Genomic DNA, 22582 nt, shown 5'->3' on the forward strand with positions numbered 1-22582 from the left:
CGGCGGAGGAGAACCCAGCAGTGGAAACCCCGGGCCGCAGCGCCGTGGTGTGCTTCGGTGAGGCCCTCGCCCTGGTCCCCGACGCGGCCGCCGTCGACGACCCGCGGGCACCCGCGCACGCCGCGGGTGCCGAGGTGAACGTCGCGCTCGACCTGGCCGCGGCCGGCGTCGCGGTGGCGTGGGTCGGGCGTCTCGGCGACGACCGGCACGGCGCCCTCGTGCAGCACACGCTCGCCGCCGCCGGGGTCGACACCGGCGGGATCGGCGTCGACCCGGACCTCCCGACCGGCCGCTACGCCAAGTCCCCCGCGCCCGACGGCGGCACCCTCATGACCTACCGGCGGTCCGGGTCGGCGGCCTCGGCGGCCGGGCCCGAGCTGCTGGAGGTGCCCGCGGTACGCGACCGGATCGCCGTCGCGGACTGGGTGCACGTCGGCGGGATCACCGCGGCCGTGTCGGCGTCCTGCGCGGCGGCGCTGGCCGCGCTGCTGGCCCGTCCCCGCCGGTACCGGGTCGTGTTCGACGTGAACTGGCGCGAGCAGATGTGGCCCGACGGCGACCCGGCCCCGGTGGCCGCGCTGGCCGACCGGGCCGACGTCGTGCTCGTCGGCGCGGACGAGGCGCGACGGGTGTTCGGCACCGACGACCCGGCCCGGCTGCGCGCGCTGCTGCCCGGCCCGGAGCTGCTCGTGGTCAAGGACGGCGCCCGGCGCGCACTGGCCGTGCACCGAGACGGCGCGGTCACTGAGCGCGCGGCGCTGGTCGTCGACGTCGTCGAGCCGGTCGGGGCGGGCGACGCGTTCGCCGCCGGGCTGCTCACCGGCCTGGTCCGCGGCGAGGACGTGGGCCGCTGCCTGCGCCGGGGCCACCTCGGTGCCGCCGCGGTGCTCGTCGTCCCCGGCGATTCCGCCGCACCGCTGCCCGAGCACCTGCTCGACCTCGACGACGACGCCTGGGCGACCCTGCGCGTGAGCGCCGACCGGGAGGCCGTGTGAGCACCAGCCTGACGAAGGCGCTGCGGATCCTGGTGGTCCTCGGGGAGGGCCCGGCGTCGCTCGACGAGCTCGCCACGGCGCTCGAGGTGCACAAGACGACCGTCCTGCGGCTGCTGCGCACCCTGGCCGACGAGCACTTCGTGCACCGCGACGACCACCACCGCTACCGGCTCGGCTCGCGGCTGTTCGAGCTGTCCTCGCGCGGGCTGGACCAGCGCGAGGTGCGCACGGTCGCCGCACCGCACCTGCACGCGTTCAACCGGGCCCACGGCCACACCGTGCACCTGTCCGAGCGCGACGACGGCGAGATCGTCTACATCGACAAGCTGGAGTCGCTCGACAACGTGCGCATGGCGTCGCGGGTCGGGCTGCGCGGACCCGTGCACTCCACCGCCGCCGGGAAGGTGCTGCTCGCCGATCTGCCCGCGGCCGAGCGGAACCGGGTGCTCGACGACGTCGACTTCCTCGCCCGCACCCCGCACACGATCACCGACCGCGACGCCTACCTGGCCGAGCTCGCCCGGGTGCGCGAGCAGGGCTGGGCCCAGGACCGCGAGGAGAACGAGGCCTCGATCAACTGCATCGGGGCGCCGGTCCGCGGACCGGCCGGAACCGCCGTCGCGGCGGTGTCGGTGTCCGTGCCGACCATCGTCGCCGGCTACGACCAGCTGATGGAGCTGGTCCCGTCACTGCTGGCCGTCGTCGGGACGATCTCCCGCGACCTCGGCTGGCGCCCGACCCGAGAGGATCCCCCCGCATGACCACCGCCGCCAACGGCACCGTGACCACCACCGACGCGCCCGCCCCCGCGCACACCTTCAGCCAGGGCGTGCGCAAGGGCGGCCTGCTGCAGGTCTCCGGGCAGGGCCCGATGGACCCGGCGACGAAGACCTACATCGCCCCGGGCGACGTGCACGCCCAGACGCTGCGGACCCTGGAGAACGTCCGCGCGATCCTGGAGGCGGGCGGCGCCTCGGTCGGCGACGTCCTGATGTTCCGCGTCTACCTCACCGAGCGGGAGCACTTCTCCGCGATGAACGACGCCTACGGCGAGTTCGTGTCCCGCCACGTCCCCGAGGGTGCCGCGCTCCCCGCCCGCACCACCGTGTTCGTGGGGCTCCCCCACGCCGAGATGCTGGTGGAGATCGACGCCCTGGCCGCCCCGGCGTCCTGACCCCGCACGGTCAGCGGGCGTAGCGCAGCTCCGCCCGCGCCCGCGCCTTCGCCGCCTCCACCTCCCGGTCCTTCGGCGGGGCGGTCGTGGTCAGCCCGTCGAGCAGCTCCCGGGTCGCCTCGGCGACGGCGGCGACGGCCTTCTCGAACACCTCGGCGTTGGCCTGCGACGGCTTCGCCGCCCCGGCGATCTTGCGGACGTACTGCAGCGCCGCGGCGTCCACCTCGTCGGTCGTGGCCGGCGGCTCGAAGTTGTGCAGCGTCCGGATGTTGCGGCACATGGGCACCCCCTGGATACGACGACGGCCCGCCCCGCGACCGTAGCGCGGGACGGGCCGTCGACCGAGTGCGAACTACTGGACGACGTGCATGGACCCGTCGAGCTCGCCCGCCGCCTGCCTGCGGTTCAGCACGGCGAGGCGGGTGAAGGAGTTGTCGAACGCGTCCTGGGTGAGGCCGCGGTTCCGGTACTCGGTGGCGAGCTGCTCGGCACCGGCCGGGATCGTCCAGGACGCCTCGAAGCCGAGCTCCTTGCGGGCCCGGGCGAAGTCGACCCGGTAGGAGCGCGGGTCGTTGCCGGCCTCACCGGTGATGTTCAGCGTCGAGCCGGGGACGGCGTCGATCACGGCCTGCGCGATCTCGGCGACGGTCCGGTTGTTCTTCTCGGTGCCCACGTTGTAGGCCCGCGCCCGGACGACGTCCGCCGGGGCGCCCAGCGCCGCGACGACCGCACCGGCGATGTCCTCGGCGTGCGCGAGCGGACGCCACGGGGTGCCGTCGGACAGCACGGTGACCTCGTTGGTGAGGATCGCCCGGCCGACCAGGTTGTTCAGCACGATGTCGGCGCGCAGCCGCGGCGAGAACCCGAACGCGGTCGCGTTGCGCATCGAGACCGGCACGAAGTCGGCGTCGGCGAGCTCGGCGAGGTCGTCCTCGACGCGGACCTTCGAGATCGCGTACGGGGTGACCGGCTTGAGCGGGGCGTCCTCGTCGACGAGGTCGTCGCCGGACTGGGCGCCGTACACCGAGCAGGTGGAGGCGTAGACGAAGCGGCCGACACCGGCCTCCTTCGACAGCCGGGCCAGCCGGGTCGACGCATGGTGGTTGATGTCGTAGGTGATCTCCGGGGCCAGCAAGCCCAGCGGGTCGTTCGACAGCGCCGCCATGTGCACGACGGCGTCGAACCCGGCCAGCTGGTCGACGGTGACGTCCCGCAGGTCGGTCGCCATCCCGTCGACGTCCGGGGTGTCCAACGAACCCAGCACGCAGTCCGCGAACAGCCCGGAGTCCAGGCCGGTGACCTCGTGACCCGCGGCTGCCAGCAACGGCGCCATCACGGTCCCGAGGTAGCCCTGGTGCCCGGTGAGCAGTACGCGCATGAATATCCCTTTCTCGGCGGTGTGTGCGGGGTCAGAAGCCGTTCGGCTCGGAACCGACCATCGGCGCTGCGGACAGTGTCAGCTTCTGGACGTGGAAGCCCTCGGCGTAGCGGGCGTGGCACTGCACGCCGCGCACGCGGGCCAGGCCGCGGAAGGTCTCGTCGTCGAACCAGGTCCGGTCGCGCTGGCTGCCGTAGTGCTCGTTGAGCTTGGCGATCTTCTCGGTGAGCACCGGCTCGGACAGCGGCAGGAAGACCGTCGGCTGGGCGAGGTCGCCCTCCCACTTGAGGATCTCGTAGCCGAGCGTCAGGTGGTCGCGGAACGCGGTCGGGATCATCTGCGACAGCGTCCGGTGGTCCTGGTGGGCGTCGTGCGGCGACGGGCCGATCACCAGGTCCGGCTCGCTGCGGCTGCGCAGGTCCTCCAGCGCCATCTTCGCCCGCTCCCAGTGCTGCGGGACGCGGCCGTCGGGCAGGTCCATGACGACGACGTCGAGGTGCGCGCCGGGGGTGAACGCGGCCAGCGCGGCCCGCTCCTCCTCCTCGCGCAGCGACCCCGCCCCGGTGAGGACCAGCGCGGTGACCTGCACCCCCGGATAGGCGCGGCACAGCTCCAGGAGCATCCCGCCGGCCCCGATCGGGATGTCGTCACAGTGGGCGCCGAGCAGCAGGATGCGGTCCAGCCGCTCGGGCAACAGGTTCAGCACGGTCTCTCGTTCCCCCCGGAATCGCGGCCTAGTCGCGCTGGTGGCTGCTGCGGTGCATCTCGGCGATCGCGGCCTGCAGCGGGTCCTGGTCGGTCTCGTGGGACTCCCAGAGCATCCACGGTCGCGCGCCGCTCTGGTAGGCCGCCTCCAGCGCGTTGCGCTCCTTGACGGTGTCCGCAGGCTGCCAGAAACCGCGGTGCCGGTAGGCCGACATGCGCCCCTTGCGCGCCAGCGGGGCGGCGGCGTCGGCGATCAGGTCGCAGTCCTTCTCGAGGAAGTCGAAGATCTCCGGCCGGAACATGAGATAGCCGCCGTTCTCCCAGATCGGCATCTCCTGCAGCGTGGTGATCGACTCGAGCCTGCCGTTGTCGTCGACGTCGACGCAGTGGAACGCCGACTGCGGCGGCACCGCCATCAGCTGCCCGACGGCGTCGGTGCCGGCGAACTGCTCGACCATCCTGTCCAGCGGGGCGTCGGTGAGGACGTCGGCGTAGTTCGCGTGGAACATCTCGTCGTCCTTGACCAGCGCCTTCACCCGGCGCAGACGCTCACCGATCGGCGAGTCCAGACCGGTGTGGACGAACGTGATGTTCCAGTCCTTGATGTCGCTGCCCATGAGCTCGACCTCGCCCTGGTGCAGCACGAAGTCGTTGGACTCGGTCTCGTCGTAGTTGAGGAAGTAGTTCTTGATGTGGTGCGCGCCGTAGCCCAGGCACAGGACGAAGTCCTTGTGGCCGAAGTGGGCGTAGTAGCGCATCACGTGCCAGATCAGCGGGCGCGGCCCCACCGGGTGCATCGGCTTCGGGAGGTCGGACGCACCATCGCGCATCCGCATGCCGTAACCACCGCAGAACAGGACGACCTTCACGTCAGACCACCTCGAGCGACGGGATCGGGAAGACCAGCGTGCCGCCCCACTCGCGGACGTAGGACAGCTGCTCGGTCAGCTCGGTGCGCAGGTTCCAGGGCAGGATCAACACGTGGTCGGGGCGGTCCTGCGCGATCCGCTCCGGAGCGAAGATCGGGATTCGGGTGCCCGGCGTTAGCCGCCCGTGCTTGTACGGGTTCCGGTCCACCGTGTACTCGAGCAGGTCGGGCCGGATGCCGCAGTAGTTCAGCAGGGTGTTCCCCTTGCCCGGGGCGCCGTAGCCGACCACGCGCTTCCCCTGCCGGCGGGCGTCGATGAGGAACGCCACCAGGTCGTCGCGGATGGTGGAGACGGCCTCGGCGAACCCGTCGTGCCCCTCGGGCGTGTGCAGCCCGGCGGCCGCCTCGGCGGCCAGGACCTCGCGGACCGTCGCGCTCGGCTCACCGGCGACGTCGGCCGGCCGCGCCCACATGCGGATCGAGCCGCCGTGGGTGTCGAGCAGCTCGACGTCGACCAGGGCCAGCCCGCCCGCGGCGAGCGCCCGCTGCCCGGTGAGCAGCGTGTAGTACTGGAAGTGCTCGTGGTAGATCGTGTCGAACTGCTTGCGCTCGACGAGCGTGAGCAGGTGCTGGACCTCGATGGAGACCCAGCCGTCGTCGGCGACCATGGCGCGCAGGCCCTGCGCGAAGCCGACGACGTCGGGGATGTGGGCGAACACGTTGTTGCCGCAGACCAGGTCGGCCGGGCCGTGCTCGGCGCGCACCCGGGCGCCGGTCTCCGGGGTGAGGAACGCGGTCAGCGTCGGGACGCCCTTCTCTCGGGCGGCCTCGCCGACGTTCACGCTCGGCTCGACGCCGAGGCAGCGGATGCCCTTCGCGACGACGTGCTGGAGCAGGTAGCCGTCGTTCGAGGCGACCTCGACGACGAACGAACCCGTGTCCAGCCCGGCGCGCTCGGCCGCCGCGTCGACGAAACGGCGCGCGTGGTCCACCCAGGACGAGCTGAACGAGGAGAAGTAGGCGTACTCCTCGAACGTCTCCTCCGGGCTGATCTCCGGCGGCAGCTGGGCGAGCAGACACGAGTTGCACACCCGCACGTGCAGCGGGAAGGTCTGCTCGGGTTGCTGTGCCGTCTGCTCGGTGAGGAACAGCTCGCAGGGCGGCGTGGCGCCCAGGTCGCAGAAGCTGCGCAGGTCGGTCGTGCCACAGAGACGGCACGTCAACGCGGTTCCGGACCCGATCGACGACGTCGTCCCGGAAGCATCCGTGTTCAGCACGCACGGGAGTGTGTCAACCCGACGGGGATCCGCCGCGCCCGGGGTGCGGATCACCCTTTCGTGGGCGTTTGTCCGTGATCCCGGTCATCCCCCGCCGGCGCGCAGGGCGGGTGCGCTGCGAGGACGGCGTCGCCGACGTGTCACGATGACCAGGCCCCACGATCCGCCGTGGTGTAACGGCAGCACCTCGGATTTTGGTTCCGATGGTCCAGGTTCGAATCCTGGCGGCGGAGCAAGCCGCTGACATGCGAAACGGCACGGCAGCGTCTCCCCGTCCGGACCGCACACCGCTCCTGACATCCGGTGACAGGCCGTCCATGCGCGAGGAAGTTCACGGCGGGAGAAGCTGCCGTCACCGCCCGACCTGGCCGAGCGCTACGGCGTCGCCCGAGAGACGGTCACGGCCGTGCCACGCCCCTCCACACCGAGCGACTACTCATCAGCCGCCGGGGAAGCGGGTGTCCGTCCGCGCCCGGACCGAGCTACCGGTGGGACTGCGCCCACACTCGCGACGCGGCGTTCGAGCGCCCGCATGTACGCATCGACGTCGCCGGGTTCCCCGGCGAGGGTGGAGATCGGCTGCTCCAGCGGGACGGGCCGGACCGGCACCGATGAGTTCCGACCGGGCAGACGGTCCGACGGATGAGAACACCCCGACCGGACGGATGGACACATGTCGTTTCAGGCCTACCTCGACGCCATCGAGAAGAAGACCGGCAAGATCCCGGCGGAGCTGGTCGCCGAGGCGACCGCTCAGGGCTTCGGCCCCGAGACGAAGGCCGGCGAGATCGTCGAGTGGCTGAAGACCGACTACGACCTCGGCCGCGGGCACGCGATGGCGCTGGCGCACGTCGTGCGCAACGGCACCGCGATCAGCGACAAGCACGTCGGCACGACCGGAACCCATCGCGACGAGTCGGCGGAGCTACGCCTGGACGGCATCGCGAACCGCTGATCCGACCGGCGGCGGGTTCCGGAGAGAGCGCCCGACGCGGCGGCCGGCATGATCTCGACGCCGGTGATCGCCCCGGAGCCCGGGCGCCGGCCGGCGCGGACGGCGGGACGACCGCCCCGGTCAGCGCGCCCCGGCCGCCACCGCGGCCGTCGACAGCGCCGCGGTGAAGGCGTCGATCGTCCAGGGCCAGGACAGCGCGGTCGGCGGCGAGACGGCGGCGACGTTCGCGGCCCCGACGACGGAGGCCACCTTCCCGCGGCCGAACTGTGGCACCAGCTCGGGGACCGGCCCGGCCTCGAACTCGCGGCGCTCGGCCTCGGTGGCGTGGTACATCAGCACCACGTCCGAGTCGATCCGGCCCGCCTCCTCGAAGCTCATGTCCAGCTCGTTCTCGGTCGCGCCGTAGGAGTCGACGACGAACCCGAGCTGGGCGAGCAGCTGCGCGCGCGGCTCGGACGCGGTGTACACGATCAGCGCACCCTCGTAGGTCGTGGCGGCGGTGATCGTCAGGCCGACGAACTCGGGGTGGGCGAGGGCCGCCGCACGCGTCCGGTCGTCGAGCGCGGCGAGGACACGATCGCTCTCCGCCGGCCGGCCGAGCGCGTTCCCGGAGATCCGGATGACGTCGCGCCAGGGCGTCGCCCACGCCTCCCCGGGGTGCGCGACGGTCGGCGCGATCTGCGAGAGCACCGCGTACTGCTGCGCGGTGAGGCCGGCCTCGGTGGCCAGGATCAGGTCGGGACGCAGCGCCGCGATCTCCTCGGGCGCCGGCTCGTCGGCGGCGCCGGAGGACAGCACCGCCGGCCGCGGGAGGTCGTGCGTCCGCAGGTACTCGGCGGTCCAGGGGTGCAGTCCGGATCCGTCGCCCCCGTTGTCCCGGCCCTGCGGGACGGCGACCGGGACGACGCCGACCGCCAGCGCCGCCTCGGACGGCCCCCAGCCGAGTGTCACGACCCGTCCGGGGACACCGGTGATCTCGGTCGTGCCGAACGCGTGCGGGACGGACCTCTGCCCGGCGCCGGCGTCGACCGGGGCCGGGGACGCCGGACCGCAGCCGGCCGCCAGCAGGCCGAGGAAGGCGGCGGAGCCGGCCACGAACGCCCGACGGTTCAGGTCGTCGTCGATCGGGAGGAGGAGATCCGTCGCCATGTCAGCTCCATAGGTAAGCCTTGCCTGATCTCGTGATCGTGACACGGACGGCGGTCGCGCGACAGGGCCGAACGTCCGATCGCGCCGGTCATGTCCGGACCGGGGCCGAACAGGACGATGCCGCGGTGCCGGGAGGGCGGGATCGTCACGGCCCCACCGTGGCCACGGGGTCGCTACGCTCCGGCGGCGTGACCCACGCGACCGAACGCGCAGTCCCACCACCGGAGCCCCAGGACGTCACCGCCCCGCTCACCGCCGCGGCTGCCTTCCTCGTCCTCCGCGTGGGCGACGGTCCGGACTCCGACGCCAGGGTCCGGTCGACGCTCGCCGCGACCTCCGACCTCGTCAAGAACGTCCGCATCGGCGCCGACGGCGCGGCGTTCCACTGCACCGTCGGGATCGGGCACCGGGTGTGGGAACGGGTCGTCGGCGGGCCGCCGCCGCGCGAGCTCGCACCGTTCCGCGAGATCACCGGCGCGAGCCACACCGCCGTCGCCACCGAGGGGGACCTGCTCTACCACCTGCGGGCGGACACCACGGATCTGATCGTGCGGTTCGAGATGATGCTGCTGGAGGCCTTCGGCGACACCGTCACCACCGTCGACGAGACCGCCGGCTTCCGCTACCGGCACGGCCGGGACCTGCTCGACTTCGCCGACGGGACGGCCAACCCGGACGGGGCGGGCCTCCCGGCCGCGACCCTGGTCGGCGAGGAGGACCCGGCACACGCCGGCGGCAGCTACGTCGTCGTGCAGCGGTATCTGCACGACATGGCCGCCTGGCGCGGACAGAGCGTGGCCACCCAGGAGGAGATCGTCGGGCGGACCAAGTTCGACGGGGTGGAGCTGCCGGACGCCGAGGAGGGCCAGAAGTCGCACAAGACGCTGTGCACGATCACCGACGACGACGGCGTCGAGCACGACATCCTGCGGGACAACATGCCGTTCGCCGCGCCGGGACGGGGCGAGTACGGCACCTACTTCATCGGTTACAGCCGGCACCTGTGGGTGGTCGAGACGATGCTGCGGCGGATGTTCGTCGGCGACCCGCCGCCGTTGCACGACCGCATCCTCGACTACTCGACCCCGACGACGGGCTGCACGTTCTTCGTGCCGTCGCGGTCGGTACTGGACGGGCTCGACGGCTGACCCCGGACACGACGACGCCCCCGACCGGGATCCGGTCGGGGGCGTCGCGACGTGCGGGTCTCAGCTCTCCAGCGCGGCGTCCAGCGTGATCTCGACGCCGGTCAGCGCCTTCGACACGGGGCAGCCGGCCTTGGCGGCCTCCGCGGCCTTGGCGAAGCCGTCGGCGTCGAGTCCGGTGACCTCACCGCGGACCTTCAGCGTGATGCCGGTCAGCTTGAAGCCGCCGTTGTCCTTGTCCGGGCCGAGGGAGACGTCGGCCGAGACGTCGAGGGCCTCGGGGGTCCCGCCCGCCTCGGCGATGTTCGCCGAGAGCTGCATCGCGTAGCAGGCGGAGTGCGCCGCGGCGATGAGCTCCTCCGGGCTGGTGGTGCCACCGGCGTCGTCCGCGGCGCGCTTGGGGAAGCTGACCTCGTAGGTACCGACCTTGGAGCTGGACAGCTCGACCTGGCCGGATCCCTGCTCCAGAGAGCCGTTCCATGCGGTGCGGGCGCTGCGCGTGGGCATCGTTACCTCCGTGTCGTGGGGACCGATTTTGCACAACCGATCACTCGGCAGTCTTGTCCGTCCCGGACGTTCCCGCCACCCCGGACCGCGAAACGCCGCCGGTCACTGCGGGATGTTGGTGACCTCGACCCGGTCGCCGACCTGCAGCGAGTTGAACCAGCGCTCGGCGTTCGCGCGGGACAGCCGGACACAGCCCGCGGACTCGGTCTCGGTGTTGCCCTCGTGGAAGGCGATGCCGCCGGGGGCGAAGAAGACCGCGAACGGCATCGGTGCGTTGTTGAACTCCGCGCTGCGGTGGTCCTTGTTCTTCCACTGGACCTGGAAGACGCCGGCCGGGGTGCGCTGGCCCTTCTTCCCGAACGACGCCGGGACCGGCCCGGCCTCGATCTTCCCGTCGCGGATCAGCCACGCCGTGCTGTTCGCGAGGTCGACGCAGGCGCGCGCGGCCGCCGAGCAGGGCGTGCCCTCGGCGCGCCCCGGACCGCCCCGGTCGGACTCCGTCGGCGCCGCGGACGCGGTCCCGATCATCCCGGCGGTCAGCCCGGCCAGCACCAGGGCCACCACCGTGGCCAGGACCGTCATCACCCGGGGCCGCCGACGGCGTCCCTCGACCTCGCGCGTCATCGCACTCCGCTCATCGGCATCACGGACGGTGGCCGGCCGGTCACCGTCGTCTGAACGGTGGAACGAGTCCGGTACCCGACCGGTTACCACCCGAAGGGTTGATCTTGGGTTTACGGCGACGTCACCGCGGGCGTGACGGGCCCGCCGGGTCACCCGGGGCCGTCCCCGTACGATGCCGTACCGGCACGGCGCGTCCCGCGTCCTCCGCCCGGCACGGGCGGCGAGTCCGGCAGGAGGAACCGAACATGCCCGAACCCGACCGGGCCGGCACCGGTGACCGACCGGCACCCGGAACGGCGACGGTCGCGGCCGGCATCGTCCTCGCGGCGGGCGCGGGTTCGCGGATGCGGTCGTCGACGCCGAAGGTGCTCCACGAGCTGGGCGGGCGCAGCATGCTCGGCCACGCGGTGCACGCACTGGCCGGTACCGCCCCCGAGCACCTCGTGGTCGTCGTCGGACACGAGCGCGAGCGGGTGGAGCAGGCCGTCGACGGCATCTCCGCCGCCCTCGGGCGCACCGCCACCACCGCCGTCCAGGAGCAGCGCCTCGGCACCGGCGACGCGGTCCGCAGCGGCCTCACCCCGCTCCCCGCGGACCTGACCGGCACCGTCCTGGTCACCTACGGCGACGTCCCGCTGCTCGACACCGCGACCCTGTCCGCGCTGGTCACCGAGCATGCCGACCACGGCGCCGCGGTCACCCTGCTGACCTGCGAGGTCGCCGACCCCACCGGCTACGGCCGGATCGTGCGCACCGCCGACGGTGCCGTCACCGGGATCGTCGAGCAGACCGACGCGACACCGGAGCAGCGGGCCATCGCGGAGGTCAACTCCGGCGTCTACGCCTTCGACGCCGCGTTCCTGCGCGCGGGCATCGCGGGCCTGGCCGCGCACAACGCCCAGCAGGAGCTCTACCTCACCGACCTGGTCGCCGCCGCTGTCGCCGCGGACCGGACGGTGCACGCCGTCCGCTGCGACGACGAGTGGCGCGTGCGCGGCGTGAACGACCGCGTCCAGCTCGCCGAGCTCGGCGCGGAGCTGAACCGCCGCGTGCTGCGGGAGTGGATGCTGGCCGGGGTCACCGTGGTCGACCCCGCCACCACCCGGGTCGACGTCGACGTGCGGCTCGCGCGCGACGTCGTCCTGCACCCCGGCACCCAGCTGCACGGAGTGTGCGAGGTCGACGAGGCCGCGGTGATCGGGCCCGACACCACGCTGACCGACACCGTCGTCGGGGCCGGCGCGAGCGTCGTCCGCACCCACGGGTCGGAGTCCCGGATCGGGCCCGGCGCGTCGGTCGGGCCGTTCGCCTACCTGCGCCCGGGCGCCGTCCTCGGCGAGCGCGGCAAGATCGGCACGTTCGTCGAGGTCAAGAACTCCGACATCGGCGCGGGCACCAAGGTCCCGCACCTGACCTACGTCGGGGACGCGACGATCGGCGAGATGAGCAACATCGGCGCCTCGTCGGTGTTCGTCAACTACGACGGTGTCCGCAAGCAGCGGACCGTCATCGGATCCCACGTGAAGACGGGGTCGGACACCATGTTCATCGCCCCGGTCACGGTCGGGGACGGCGCCTACACCGGCGCCGGGACCGTGCTCCGCGAGGACGTCCCGCCGGGGGCGCTCGCGGTGTCGGGTGGAGCACAGCGCACCATCGAGGGGTGGGTGCCGCGCAAGCGGCCCGGCACCCCCGCCGCCGAGGCGGCACAGCGGGCGGGCAGCGACCCGTCCACGAACGGCACGACCAGCAGCGACGGCGCAGGTCACACCACCTCCGCCGGAACGACAGACCCGAGAGACCTCAGCCGAGGAGGCACCGCACGGTGAGCGCGATCGCAGGCACTCCCAAGAAGAACATGATGCTGTTCTCGGGGAGGGCGCACCCGGAGCTCGCCGAGCACGTGGCGAAGGAGCTCGACGTCACGGTCACCCCGCAGTCCGCCTACTCCTTCGCGAACGGTGAGATCTTCTGCCGCTTCGAGGAGTCGGTCCGCGGGAGCGACGCGTTCGTGATCCAGGCGCACTCCGCCCCGATCAACGACGCGATCATGGAGCAGCTGATCATGGTCGACGCGCTCAAGCGCGGGTCGGCCAAGCGGATCACCGCGGTCATGCCGTTCTGGGGCTACGCCCGTCAGGACAAGAAGCACCGCGGCCGCGAGCCCATCTCGGCCCGCCTCGTCGCGGACATGTTCAAGACCGCCGGCGCCGACCGGATCCTGACCCTGGACCTGCACACGTCGCAGATCCAGGGCTTCTTCGACGGCCCCGTCGACCACCTGTTCGCGCTGCCGGTGCTCGCCCAGCACATCAAGAGCACCCGGCCGGACGGGAACTTCGCCGTCGTCTCCCCCGACTCCGGACGGGTGCGCCTGGCCGAGCGCTGGGCCGAGACCCTCGGCGGAACCCCGCTGGCGTTCATCCACAAGACCCGGGACCCGCTCAAGCCGAACGAGGCCGTCGCGAACCGGGTGGTCGGTGAGATCGAGGGCCGCTGCTGCGTGGTCATCGACGACATGATCGACACCGGTGGCACCGTCGCGAAGGCGGTCGAGGTGCTACTCAAGGAGGGCGCCTCGGACGTGATCGTGGCCGCCACCCACGGCGTGCTGTCCGGCCCGGCCACCGAGCGCCTCGCGAACTGCGGCGCGTCGGAGGTCATCTTCACCGACTCGCTGCCGATCCCGGCCGAGAAGCGGTTCGACAGCATGACCGTGCTGCCGATCGCCCCGCTGCTGGCCGAGGCGATCCACCAGGTGTTCGAGGACGGCTCGGTCACGAGCCTGTTCGACGGCAACGCCTGAGCACTCCGCACGTCCGCCGACGGCGCTCCACCCGCGGGTGGGGCGCCGTCGGTCGTTCCGCCTCAGCCCTCGGTCGTGGCGAGCCCGGCCAGACCCGGCGCCCCGGCCCGCCCGGTCGCGTCCTGCAGCCGGCGCAGCACGTCGTCGAACAGGGCGGCGTCGGTGCCCAGCAGGTCCCGGTAGCGGTCCAGCACCCCGGCCGCCGCGGCGTCCCACTCCGCGAGTGCCGCGCGGCCCCGCTCGGTGGCGACGACGAGCACCCGGCGCCGGTCGACGACGTCGGGCCTGCGGTGCACGAGGTTCGCCGCGGTCATCCGGTCCACGAGCTTGGTCGCCCGCGGCGCCAGCAGCAGCGCGTGCTCGGCGACCACGCTCATCGTGCAGCCGCCGCGCGAGGCGAGCAGGCCGAGCACCCGCCACTGGTCGACGTCGGACCCGCAGCCGCGCAGGGCCTCGTCGAGCTCCTGGTCCAGGGTCCGGCCCACCGCGCAGAGCAGGCGCAGCGACTCGTCCCCGGACGGCCGCACGTGCTCCGCGGGCTCCGACATGAGCGCATCGTAACCGGACGTTTTCCGACGAGACGCTAGGTGGGCGACGCCACGATGGATAGCGTCACCTGCATGACTCCGTTCCCGGACCCCGGGCGCGCGACGGCGGTGCCGGCGCGCGGGAGCGAGATGCTCAACGTGGCGCTGGTCGTCCCGCTGCAGGGTCCGGCGGGCATCTTCGGCCCGTCCTGCGAGACCTGCGCGACGCTGGCCGCCGAGGAGGTCAACGCCGCGGGCGGGGTGCTCGGCCGGGAGCTGAACCTGGTGCCGGTCGACGGCGGCGCGCCACCCGCCGTCGTCGCCGCGGAGCTCGACGCGCTGGTCAGCGCCGGGGCCGTGGACGCGGTCACCGGCTGGCACATCTCAGCGGTCCGCGAGGCCGTCGCGCCCCGGATCCGCGGGCGGGTGCCCTACGCCTACACCGCCCTGTACGAGGGCGGTGAGCAGCGACCGGGGCTGTTCCTGACCGGGGAGACCCCGGACCTGCAGCTGGGCCCGTCGCTGAGCTGGTTCGCCGAGGCCGCCGGGGTGCGCCGCTGGACGATCGTCGGCGACGACTACGTGTGGCCGCGCAGGTCCGCGCAGGTCGCGACCGAGCACCTGCGCCGGATCGGCGGGACGGTCTGCGACGAGATGTACGTGCCGCTGGGCACCGAGGACTTCTCGCGCGTGCTGCACCGGGTCGAGGCGAGCGGCTGCGACGCCGTCCTGATGCTGCTGATCGGCAACGACGCCGTCGAGTTCAACCGGGCGTTCTGCGCCCTCGGGCTGGACCGGGAGATCCTGCGGTTCAGCTCGCTGATCGAGGAGAACGTGCTGCTCGCCTCGGGCCCGGAGAACACCCGCGGCCTGCTCACCTCGGCCGGCTACTTCGAGGACCTGGGCACGGCGTCGGGGCTGGACTTCGCGGCCGCGCACGCCCACCGCTTCGGCCCGGACGCGCCGGTGCTCAACAGCCTCGGCGAGTCCTGCTACGAGGGCGTCCGGCTGCTGACCGAGCTCATGCGCCGGGCCGGGTCGCCCGAGGTCCCGGCGATGACCGCGGTGGCCGAGGGGCTGGCCTACGAGAGCCCGCGCGGGACCGTCGAGGTGCACGGGCGGCACCTGCGCCAGCAGGTGTTCCTCGCCGTCGCCGACGGGGTGGCCTGGGACGTCGTCCAGCAACTCTGACGGGTCCGTTGACACCCCGGCCCGTCGGTCGTACTTTCCCAGGAAAATATTTCCTCGGATGCATGTCGGGTCGCCCGGCGTGCCGGGAGGTACGACCGTGGCGCTCTACGTCTACCGGTGCGGGGCCGACGGCCCCGTCGAGGAACGGCACCCGATCGGCAGCGCCCCCGCGACGGCGCGCTGCCCCACCTGCGGGGAGCAGTCCCCGCGCGTCATCACCGCACCGATGGTCGGCCTCGCCGACCGCGGCCGGATGGCCCTGATCGACCGCACCACGGCCACCGCCCACGAGCCGCAGGTCGTCTCCGCGCCGCCGCCGCGCCCGCTGCGCCCCGGCGGGCCGCCGCTGCACCCCGCCACCCGCGGTCTGCCGCGTCCCTGACCGCGGCGCCCCGCGCCTCACCGACCGCCGCACCGACCGCTGCACCCCGTCCGCCCCGCCCGCGTCCGCACCGACCCCGGGAGTGTCCGATGCCCAGGAACGTCTTCCCCCTCGACAGCACCAAGACCTTCACCGACCAGCAGCTGACCGGCCACAACCGGTGGCACCCCGACATCCCGGCGCAGGTCCACGTCAAGCCCGGGGACACGTTCCGGGTCGACTGCCGCGAGTGGTTCGACGGCGCCATCCACAACGACGACTCCGCCGACGACATCCTGAACGCCCCGCTCGCCGGGGTGCACGTGCTGTCCGGGCCGATCGCCGTCGAGGGGGCGCAGCCGGGTGACCTGCTGATCGTCGACATCCTCGACGTCGGGCCGATCCCGCAGGAGGACTCCGGCCCGCTGGCCGGGCAGGGCTGGGGCTACACCGGCGTGTTCGCCACCCGCAACGGCGGCGGCTTCCTCACCGAGCAGTTCCCCGACGCCTACAAGGTCATCTGGGACTTCCAGGGCGGGACGGCCACCTCCCGGCACGTCCCGGGGGTGTCGTTCACCGGGATCGTCCACCCCGGGCTGATGGGGACGGCGCCGTCGCCCGAGCTGCTCGGCCGCTGGAACGCCCGCGAGCAGGCGCTGATCGACACCGACCCGGAGCGGGTGCCGCCGCTGGCCCTGCCGCCGAACCCGGACTCGGCGATCCTCGGCTCGCTGACCGGCGCCGACTTCGACCGGGCCGCCGCGGAGGCCGCGCGCACCGCACCGCCCCGGGAGAACGGCGGCAACCAGGACATCAAGAACCTCACGAAGGGCAGCCGGGTCTTCTACCCGGTGTTCGTCGACGGCGCGAACCTGTCGATGGGCGACCTGCACTTCTCCCAGGGCGACGGCGAGATCACCTTCTGCGGCGCGATCGAGATGGGCGGGTTCATCGACCTGCACGTCGACGTCATCAAGGGCGGCATGGCGACCTACGGCGTCTCCGAGAACGCGATCTTCGTGCCGGGCAACACCGACCCGCAGTACAGCGAGTGGATCGCGTTCTCCGGCACCTCGGTCACCCTCGACGGCGAGCAGCGCTACCTCGACTCGCACCTGTCGTACCAGCGGGCCTGCCTGCACGCGATCGACTACCTGACGAACTTCGGCTACTCCCCGATCCAGGCCTACATGATCCTCGGGGCGGCGCCGATCGAGGGCAGGCTGTCCGGCGTGGTCGACATCCCGAACTCGTGCTCGACGGTCTACCTGCCGACCGGGATCTTCGACTTCGACGTCAAGCCGGGCAAGAACGGCCCGCACCGCATCGACCCGGGCCAGGGCGTCCCCCACTCGGCGGCCTGACCAGCGGGTTCCGCGGTCGTCCCGGGGGCTGGCCCCGGGACGGCCACGGGCCTGGCGTACTCTTCTCGGCATCTCCGCGGCGAGGGCGGGTGCACCTTGACCCGCCGTGATCGACGTGGGCCGATCCCGGTCGGCTCCTCGCCGCGCGCGCCTTCCACCGCAGACAGTTCGAGGAGCAGTTCCCGTGGCCCAGACCCGCATTCCCGCCGAGACCCGGACCGAGTTCGGCAAGGGCGCCGCCCGTCGCACCCGTCGCGCCGGCAAGATCCCCGCCGTCCTCTACGGCCACGGGACCGACCCCGTCCACCTGTCGCTGCCGTCGCTGCAGTTCGCCGCGGTCGTCCGCGAGCAGGGCCGCAACGCCGTGCTGGAGCTCGACGTCGACGGCAGCACCCCGCAGCTCGCGCTGACCAAGACCGTGGTCGTGCACCCGCTGCGCCCCTACATCGAGCACGTCGACCTGCTCGTCATCAAGCGTGGCGAGAAGGTCGAGGTCGAGCTCGACGTCGTCGTCACCGGCGAGGCCGTCCCCGGCTCGCTGGTCACCCAGGACCTCAACACCGTCCTGGTCGAGGCCGACGTGCTGAACATCCCGGAGAACATCGAGGTCTCCATCGAGGACGCGGAGATCGGCACCCAGTACTTCGCCAAGGACCTCAGGCTCCCCGGTGGCGTCGAGCTGCGCACCGACGAGGAGTACCTCGTCGTGCAGGTCGTCCCGGCCCCGACCGAGGAGGACCTCGAGGCCGAGGTCGACGCCGAGGGCGCCGGTGTGGTCGAGGAGCCGTCCGACGAGGAGCAGGCCGCCGAGGCCGAGGCCGAGGGCGACTCCGCCGAGGGTTCCGCGGACTCCGAGGGCGACTCCGAGTCCTCCGACAAGTGAGCCCCGTGCCGGGGCCGGCCCTCGTCGTCGGACTCGGGAACCCGGGTCCGGACTACGAGGGCACCCGGCACAACGTCGGTACCCGCGTCGCCGCACTGCTGGCGACGCGGGCCGGCGCCGGCCGGTTCTCCGCGCACAAGCGGTCGAACTCCGACATCGCGCAGGGCCGGCTCGCCGGTCGCCCGGTGACCGTGGCCGTCCCCCGGACGTACATGAACCTCTCGGGCGGCCCGGTGGCCGGGCTCGTGCAGTACTTCTCGATCCCGCCGACCGAGGTGATCGTCGTCCACGACGAGCTGGACCTCGACTTCGGCGTGGTCCGCCTCAAGCGCGGCGGTGGCGAGGGCGGGCACAACGGCCTGCGCTCGATCAGCAAGGCGCTGGGCACGAAGGACTACCTGCGCGTGCGGTTCGGCATCGGCCGGCCGCCGGGTCGTCAGGACCCGGCGGACTACGTGCTCAAGCGGTTCTCCGGCGTGGAGAACAAGGAGCTCGACTTCGGTCTGGACCTCGCCGCGGACGCCGCCGAGGCCCTGCTGTCCGAGGGCCTGGAGCCGGCGCAGAACCGGTTCCACCCGCTGTCGGGCTGAGCCCCGTCGTCCACGGGAGCCCCGGTCCCTCCACAGGGACCGGGGCTCCCGTGCGTCCGGGTCAGCGGCGGGCGGTGAGCAGGTCCGCCGTCGCGGCGCGGCGCAGCTTCCCCGACGGCGTCTTCGGCAGGCTCCCCGGCGCCAGCACCGCGACCTCGGCCGGCCGCACCCCCACCGCGGAGACGACACGGCGGATCACGTCGTCGCGGATGGCACGCACCGCCTCGGGGCCGTCGGCCCCCTTCGCCTCGACGGCGACGGCGAACGACTCCCGGTGCCGCCCGTCGCCTGCCGGGATCCGGACCGCGACGACGTTGCCCGCGCGCACGCCCTCGACCGCACCGGCGGCACGCTCGATGTCGGTCGGGTAGATGTTGCGCCCACCCATGATGATCACGTCCTTGGTGCGTCCGCACACGACGACGGCGCCGTCGGGGGTCAGGTAGCCCTCGTCGCCGGTGTCGAACCAGCCGTCGCGGTCCTGGGTGGACACCGGGCCGTCGACGGTGAGGTAGCCGGGCGTCACGGCGTCGCCGCGCAGGTGCAGCACCCCGACCTCCCGGGGGCCCAGCACGCGACCACCGCTGCCGACGACCTTCACCTCGATCCCGGGCAGCGGGGGTCCCAGCTCGGGGAACTCCCGCACCGGACCGGTGCCCGCGTGCTCGGCGCGCCGGTGCGCCTCCAGGGACTCGGCGTCGACCCGGTCCACCTTCAGCCCGGTGTGGACGGGCGCGAAGGACACCCCGAGCGCGGTCTCGGCCATCCCGTAGGCACACAGGACCGACTCCGGTCGCAGCCCGAAGCGGGCGCCGGCGTCGGTGAACGCCGCGACGGCCGCCGGGTCCACCGGCTCGGCGCCGTTGAGCGCCAGCCGCAGCGAGGACAGGTCGAGAGCGCCGTCGTCGACCCGGGCGAGCTGGCGGGCCAGCACGGCGTAGGCGAAGTTCGGGGCCGCGGTGACGGTGCCCCCGTACTTCGAGATCAGCTCGGCCCACAGCCGCGGGCGGCCCAGGAAGTCCGCGGGGGTGACGGTGACCAGGTCCAGCCCGACCGTCATCGGGACGGTCAGGAACCCGACCATCCCCATGTCGTGGAACAGCGGCAGCCACGACACCATCCGGTCGGTCGCGACGTCCAGAGCGGACGCGGTCACCATCGCCCCGATGTTGGCGTGCAGGTTCGCGTGGGTGATCCGCACCGCCTTCGGGGCCGCGGTGGAACCGCTCGTGAGCTGCAGCAACGCGGTGTCGCCCTCGTCGGCGACGGCGGCGTCCGCGACGAACGCGGCCGGGTCACCGGTCAGCGAGTCGAGCATCCGGAACGGGACACCGCGCTCGGTCAGGACCGGGGCGAGGGCGTCGAAGGGCGGGCCGAGCAGCACCATCGCGGCGTCGACCATCGTCAGCGTCGTGACCGTGTCGGCGGCCCACTCGGCCAGGTCGGTGCGCGGGGTCGGCTGGTGCAGCATCGTCACGCTGCCGCCGCACAGCCACACCGCCTGCGCGGCCGGGGCGATCGCCGCGGGCTCCCCGGCCAGCACCCCGACGGCGCCGCCGAACGGCAGGGCCGGGCCGCCGTCGTCGCCGGGGCGTCGCAGGGCGTCCGCGATCCCGCGGGCCGTCTCGTGCACCTCCGCCCAGGAACGCCGCACGGGATCGCGCGGCTCCCCCGTCGTCATCCCACGGGCGAGCCCGTGGGGAACGGTCGCGGACTCCAGCAACGTCGCCAGGAATCGGGACATGGGCCCGAATGTAGCGACGAACCGCCCGTGCGGGGCGGCACGATCGGCGACCGGTGCGACCGCGCCGGGCGCGCGTAGCATCCGAACGCATGGCCGAGCCGCACACCGACCCCGCTCCCGCAGCGCTCTCCGCCGCCGTCGACGCCGTCCTCCCGGGCGCGCGCACGGACCTCGAGGCGCTGGTCCGCATCCCGAGCATCTGGGCCGACCCGGCACACGCCGAGGACACCCGCCGCTCCGCGGACGCCGTCGCGACGCTGGCCCGTGACGCGGGTGCCGCCTCGGTCGAGATCATCTCCGCCGACGGCGGGGCCCCGGCCGTCGTCGCGCACTGGCCCGCACCCGAGGGCATGCCGACGGTCATGCTCTACGCCCACCACGACGTCCAGCCCACCGGCGGCGACGACGCGTGGACCAGCCCGCCGTTCGAGCCGACCGAGCGCGACGGGCGGCTCTACGGCCGTGGCGCCGCCGACGACAAGGCCGGCGTCATGACCCACCTCGCCGTGCTCCGCGCCTACGAGGGACGGCCGCCGGTCGGGGTCGTGCTGTTCATCGAGGGCGAGGAGGAGTCCGGTTCCCCCACGCTGACCGCGCTCCTGGCCGAGCACCGCGAGAAGCTCTCCGCCGACGTCATCGTGATCGCCGACGCCGCCAACCCGGCCGTCGACGTCCCGGCGCTGACCACCAGCCTGCGCGGCCTGGTCGACGTCGTCATCGAGGTGTCGATGCTGGAGCGTCCGGTGCACTCCGGGGTCTACGGCGGCCCGATCGGGGACGCGCTGACCGCGCTGTGCCGCACCCTGGCCACCCTGCACGACGACAAGGGCGAGGTCGCCGTCCCCGGCCTGGTGCGCGGCAGCTCCGACGCGCCCGACCCGGACGAGGCCACCTACCGCTCCGACGCGGGCCTGCTCGACGGCGTCGAGCTGCTCGGCACCGGCTCGATCCCGGACCGGACCAACCACGCGCCCGCCGTCGCGGTGCTGGGGATCGACGCGCCGAAGGTCGCCGAGGCCTCGAACGTGCTGCTCCCCCGCGCCCGCGCGATGGTCAGCATGCGGCTGGCTCCCGGCCAGGACGCCCGCGAGGCCCAGCGCGCTCTCGCGGAGCACCTGGAGGGCAACGTCCCGTGGGGCGCGCACGTGTCGGTGACGCCCGGCCACGGCGTCGCCGAGCCGTTCAGCCTGTCCTCGGCCGGCGAGGTCTACGACCACGCCCGCGCCGCGTTCTCCGCCGCCTACGGCAACGACGCCGTCGAGACCGGCATCGGCGGTTCGATCCCGTTCATCGCGGAGTTCGCGCGGACCTTCCCGGGCGCGGCGGTGCTGGTCACCGGGGTCGGGGACCCGGCCAGCCGCTGGCACGGCATCGACGAGAGCCTGCACCTGGGCATGTTCGGGCGCGGGGTGCTCGCGGAGGCACTGCTGCTGGACCGGCTCGCCGGCCGGGCGTGACGGTCCGGCCCGACGGGTACCCGCCGGTCATGAAGTTCGGCATCGCAACGTTCGTGACCGACGAGGGCATCCGTCCCGGGCCGCTGGGCCGGGCGCTGGAGGAACGCGGTTTCGACTCGGTGTTCCTCGCCGAGCACTCGCACATCCCGACCAGCCGGGAGTCGCCCTACCCCGGCGGGGGCGACCTCCCGCGGGTCTACTACCGCACCCTCGACCCGTTCGTCGCGCTCACCGCGATGGCGGGGACGACCACGGACCTGCTGCTGGGCACCGGGATCGTGCTCCTGCCGCAGCGCGACGTCATCCACACCGCCAAGCAGACCGCGAGCCTCGACCTGGTGTCCGGCGGGCGGCTGCTGTTCGGCGTCGGCGCGGGGTGGAACCGCGAGGAGATGCGCAACCACGGCGTCGACCCGAGGACCCGCGGGCCGCTCATGACCGAGCAACTGCACGCGCTGCGGGCACTGTGGAGCGAGGACGAGGCCGAGTTCCACGGCAAGCACCTCGACGTCGAGCGGTCCTTCTCCTGGCCCAAGCCGGTCCGCACCCCGCCGATCTACCTGGGCGGGGAGAGCGAGGCCGCACTGAACCGGCTCGCCGAGGTCCGCGACGGCTGGCTCCCGCGCTCGCACACCTCCTACGACGAGATCCGCCGCGTCCGCGACGACCTCGCCGAGCGGGGCAAGCCGGACGTGCCGACCACGGTGTTCGGCGGGAAGCCGGACCCCGACGTCGTCGCCGGCTACGCCGAGGTCGGCGTCGAGCGGGTCACGTTCCTGCTGCCGACCCTGCCGGAGTCCGAGACCCTGACGAAACTCGACGAGCTGGCGCAGGTGGTCCGGCGGTCGAGCTGACCTCGGTCGGCCGGAAACCGGTGGCCGT

At 73.1% G+C, this 22582-nt stretch carries 24 protein-coding genes and 1 tRNA gene; 15 read left to right on the forward strand and 10 right to left on the reverse strand.

Annotation, left to right across the window (positions count from 1 at the left end):
• Positions 1-20 precede the first annotated feature (20 nt).
• Genes KPL60_RS23830 through KPL60_RS23840 form a run of 3 tightly spaced genes read left to right on the forward strand, consistent with a single transcriptional unit; the run spans position 21 to position 2169 of the window.
• Positions 21-995, forward strand: coding sequence for a sugar kinase (locus KPL60_RS23830; RefSeq protein ID WP_226367259.1), 975 nt, complete (start codon positions 21-23; stop codon positions 993-995).
• Positions 992-1756, forward strand: a complete 765-nt coding sequence (locus KPL60_RS23835) for an IclR family transcriptional regulator (RefSeq protein ID WP_226355183.1) — start codon at positions 992-994, stop codon at positions 1754-1756. Before KPL60_RS23830 ends, KPL60_RS23835 begins: the two co-directional genes overlap by 4 nt.
• Complete coding sequence (locus tag KPL60_RS23840) at positions 1753-2169, forward strand: RidA family protein (RefSeq protein WP_226355182.1); 417 nt, start codon at positions 1753-1755, stop codon at positions 2167-2169. The genes KPL60_RS23835 and KPL60_RS23840 overlap by 4 nt, the downstream gene beginning before the upstream one ends.
• 10 nt (positions 2170-2179) lie before the next feature.
• Here the strand turns inward: KPL60_RS23840 and KPL60_RS23845 are convergent, their stop codons facing one another.
• From KPL60_RS23845 to KPL60_RS23865, 5 genes are all read right to left on the reverse strand, one after another.
• Positions 2180-2449 (reverse strand): DUF2277 domain-containing protein, encoded by a 270-nt coding sequence (locus KPL60_RS23845; RefSeq protein ID WP_226355181.1) that lies wholly within the window; start codon positions 2447-2449, stop codon positions 2180-2182.
• A gap of 72 nt (positions 2450-2521) precedes the next feature.
• Positions 2522-3547 (reverse strand): NAD(P)-dependent oxidoreductase, encoded by a 1026-nt coding sequence (locus tag KPL60_RS23850; protein WP_226367260.1) that lies wholly within the window; start codon positions 3545-3547, stop codon positions 2522-2524.
• Positions 3548-3578: 31 nt separating this feature from the next.
• The gene (locus KPL60_RS23855; protein ID WP_062400266.1) at positions 3579-4253 is read right to left on the reverse strand and encodes a PIG-L deacetylase family protein; all 675 of its coding nucleotides are present in this window, start codon (positions 4251-4253) and stop codon (positions 3579-3581) included.
• A 28-nt stretch (positions 4254-4281) separates the two neighbouring features.
• Complete coding sequence (locus KPL60_RS23860) at positions 4282-5121, reverse strand: sugar phosphate nucleotidyltransferase (protein ID WP_062400264.1); 840 nt, start codon at positions 5119-5121, stop codon at positions 4282-4284.
• A gap of 1 nt (position 5122) precedes the next feature.
• Complete coding sequence (locus KPL60_RS23865) at positions 5123-6397, reverse strand: class I SAM-dependent methyltransferase (RefSeq protein ID WP_226367261.1); 1275 nt, start codon at positions 6395-6397, stop codon at positions 5123-5125.
• Between the two features lie 162 nt (positions 6398-6559).
• On the opposite strand from KPL60_RS23865, the gene KPL60_RS23870 reads away from it, so the two are divergent.
• Together KPL60_RS23870 and KPL60_RS23875 are read left to right on the forward strand one after the other, a co-directional pair.
• A tRNA-Gln gene (locus KPL60_RS23870) sits at positions 6560-6630 on the forward strand.
• Positions 6631-7070: 440 nt separating this feature from the next.
• Positions 7071-7352, forward strand: coding sequence for a DUF4287 domain-containing protein (locus KPL60_RS23875; RefSeq protein ID WP_178374492.1), 282 nt, complete (start codon positions 7071-7073; stop codon positions 7350-7352).
• A gap of 120 nt (positions 7353-7472) precedes the next feature.
• Here the strand turns inward: KPL60_RS23875 and KPL60_RS23880 are convergent, their stop codons facing one another.
• A complete protein-coding gene (locus KPL60_RS23880) occupies positions 7473-8501 on the reverse strand; it encodes an ABC transporter substrate-binding protein (protein WP_226367262.1) in 1029 nt (342 codons plus the stop codon).
• 188 nt (positions 8502-8689) lie between these two features.
• Here KPL60_RS23880 and KPL60_RS23885 point away from each other — a divergent pair, with 188 nt between their 5' ends.
• Positions 8690-9649, forward strand: coding sequence for a Dyp-type peroxidase (locus KPL60_RS23885; RefSeq protein WP_226367263.1), 960 nt, complete (start codon positions 8690-8692; stop codon positions 9647-9649).
• 60 nt (positions 9650-9709) lie between these two features.
• Here the strand turns inward: KPL60_RS23885 and KPL60_RS23890 are convergent, their stop codons facing one another.
• Entirely contained in the window at positions 9710-10153 is a 444-nt protein-coding gene (locus KPL60_RS23890; protein ID WP_062400233.1) for an OsmC family peroxiredoxin, read from the reverse strand.
• Between the two features lie 102 nt (positions 10154-10255).
• Positions 10256-10777, reverse strand: a complete 522-nt coding sequence (locus KPL60_RS23895) for a L,D-transpeptidase (RefSeq protein WP_226367264.1) — start codon at positions 10775-10777, stop codon at positions 10256-10258.
• Between the two features lie 344 nt (positions 10778-11121).
• On the opposite strand from KPL60_RS23895, the gene glmU reads away from it, so the two are divergent.
• A complete protein-coding gene (glmU, locus tag KPL60_RS23900; protein WP_374228746.1) occupies positions 11122-12606 on the forward strand; it encodes a bifunctional UDP-N-acetylglucosamine diphosphorylase/glucosamine-1-phosphate N-acetyltransferase GlmU in 1485 nt (494 codons plus the stop codon).
• The gene (locus KPL60_RS23905) at positions 12603-13583 is read left to right on the forward strand and encodes a ribose-phosphate diphosphokinase (protein ID WP_226367266.1); all 981 of its coding nucleotides are present in this window, start codon (positions 12603-12605) and stop codon (positions 13581-13583) included. Before glmU ends, KPL60_RS23905 begins: the two co-directional genes overlap by 4 nt.
• Before the next feature lie 62 nt (positions 13584-13645).
• On the opposite strand, the gene KPL60_RS23910 is transcribed toward KPL60_RS23905, so the two are convergent.
• Complete coding sequence (locus tag KPL60_RS23910; RefSeq protein ID WP_226367267.1) at positions 13646-14131, reverse strand: MarR family winged helix-turn-helix transcriptional regulator; 486 nt, start codon at positions 14129-14131, stop codon at positions 13646-13648.
• A 72-nt stretch (positions 14132-14203) separates the two neighbouring features.
• Here KPL60_RS23910 and KPL60_RS23915 point away from each other — a divergent pair, with 72 nt between their 5' ends.
• The 5 genes from KPL60_RS23915 (at position 14204) to pth (ending at position 18499) form a co-directional block, all read left to right on the forward strand.
• The gene (locus tag KPL60_RS23915; protein WP_226367268.1) at positions 14204-15301 is read left to right on the forward strand and encodes a substrate-binding domain-containing protein; all 1098 of its coding nucleotides are present in this window, start codon (positions 14204-14206) and stop codon (positions 15299-15301) included.
• Between the two features lie 97 nt (positions 15302-15398).
• Positions 15399-15683, forward strand: coding sequence for a zinc ribbon domain-containing protein (locus KPL60_RS23920; RefSeq protein ID WP_226355152.1), 285 nt, complete (start codon positions 15399-15401; stop codon positions 15681-15683).
• 89 nt (positions 15684-15772) lie between these two features.
• Positions 15773-17026, forward strand: coding sequence for a formamidase (gene fmdA / locus KPL60_RS23925; protein ID WP_178374498.1), 1254 nt, complete (start codon positions 15773-15775; stop codon positions 17024-17026).
• Between the two features lie 184 nt (positions 17027-17210).
• A complete protein-coding gene (locus KPL60_RS23930; protein ID WP_226367269.1) occupies positions 17211-17909 on the forward strand; it encodes a 50S ribosomal protein L25/general stress protein Ctc in 699 nt (232 codons plus the stop codon).
• A complete protein-coding gene (pth, locus tag KPL60_RS23935; protein ID WP_226355150.1) occupies positions 17906-18499 on the forward strand; it encodes an aminoacyl-tRNA hydrolase in 594 nt (197 codons plus the stop codon). Before KPL60_RS23930 ends, pth begins: the two co-directional genes overlap by 4 nt.
• Before the next feature lie 61 nt (positions 18500-18560).
• On the opposite strand, the gene KPL60_RS23940 is transcribed toward pth, so the two are convergent.
• Positions 18561-20243, reverse strand: a complete 1683-nt coding sequence (locus tag KPL60_RS23940) for a fatty acyl-AMP ligase (RefSeq protein ID WP_226355149.1) — start codon at positions 20241-20243, stop codon at positions 18561-18563.
• An 89-nt stretch (positions 20244-20332) separates the two neighbouring features.
• On the opposite strand from KPL60_RS23940, the gene KPL60_RS23945 reads away from it, so the two are divergent.
• On the forward strand, positions 20333-21700 hold the full coding sequence (locus tag KPL60_RS23945) for a dipeptidase (RefSeq protein ID WP_226367270.1): 1368 nt from the start codon (positions 20333-20335) through the stop codon (positions 21698-21700).
• Positions 21701-21729: 29 nt separating this feature from the next.
• Positions 21730-22554: an LLM class F420-dependent oxidoreductase gene (locus KPL60_RS23950; protein WP_226367271.1), complete on the forward strand. Its 825-nt coding sequence runs from the start codon at positions 21730-21732 to the stop codon at positions 22552-22554.
• The last annotated feature ends 28 nt before the right edge of the window (positions 22555-22582 follow it).

The organism is Pseudonocardia sp. ICBG162, from assembly GCF_020496225.1.
GTDB classification, from domain to species: domain Bacteria; phylum Actinomycetota; class Actinomycetes; order Mycobacteriales; family Pseudonocardiaceae; genus Pseudonocardia; species Pseudonocardia alni.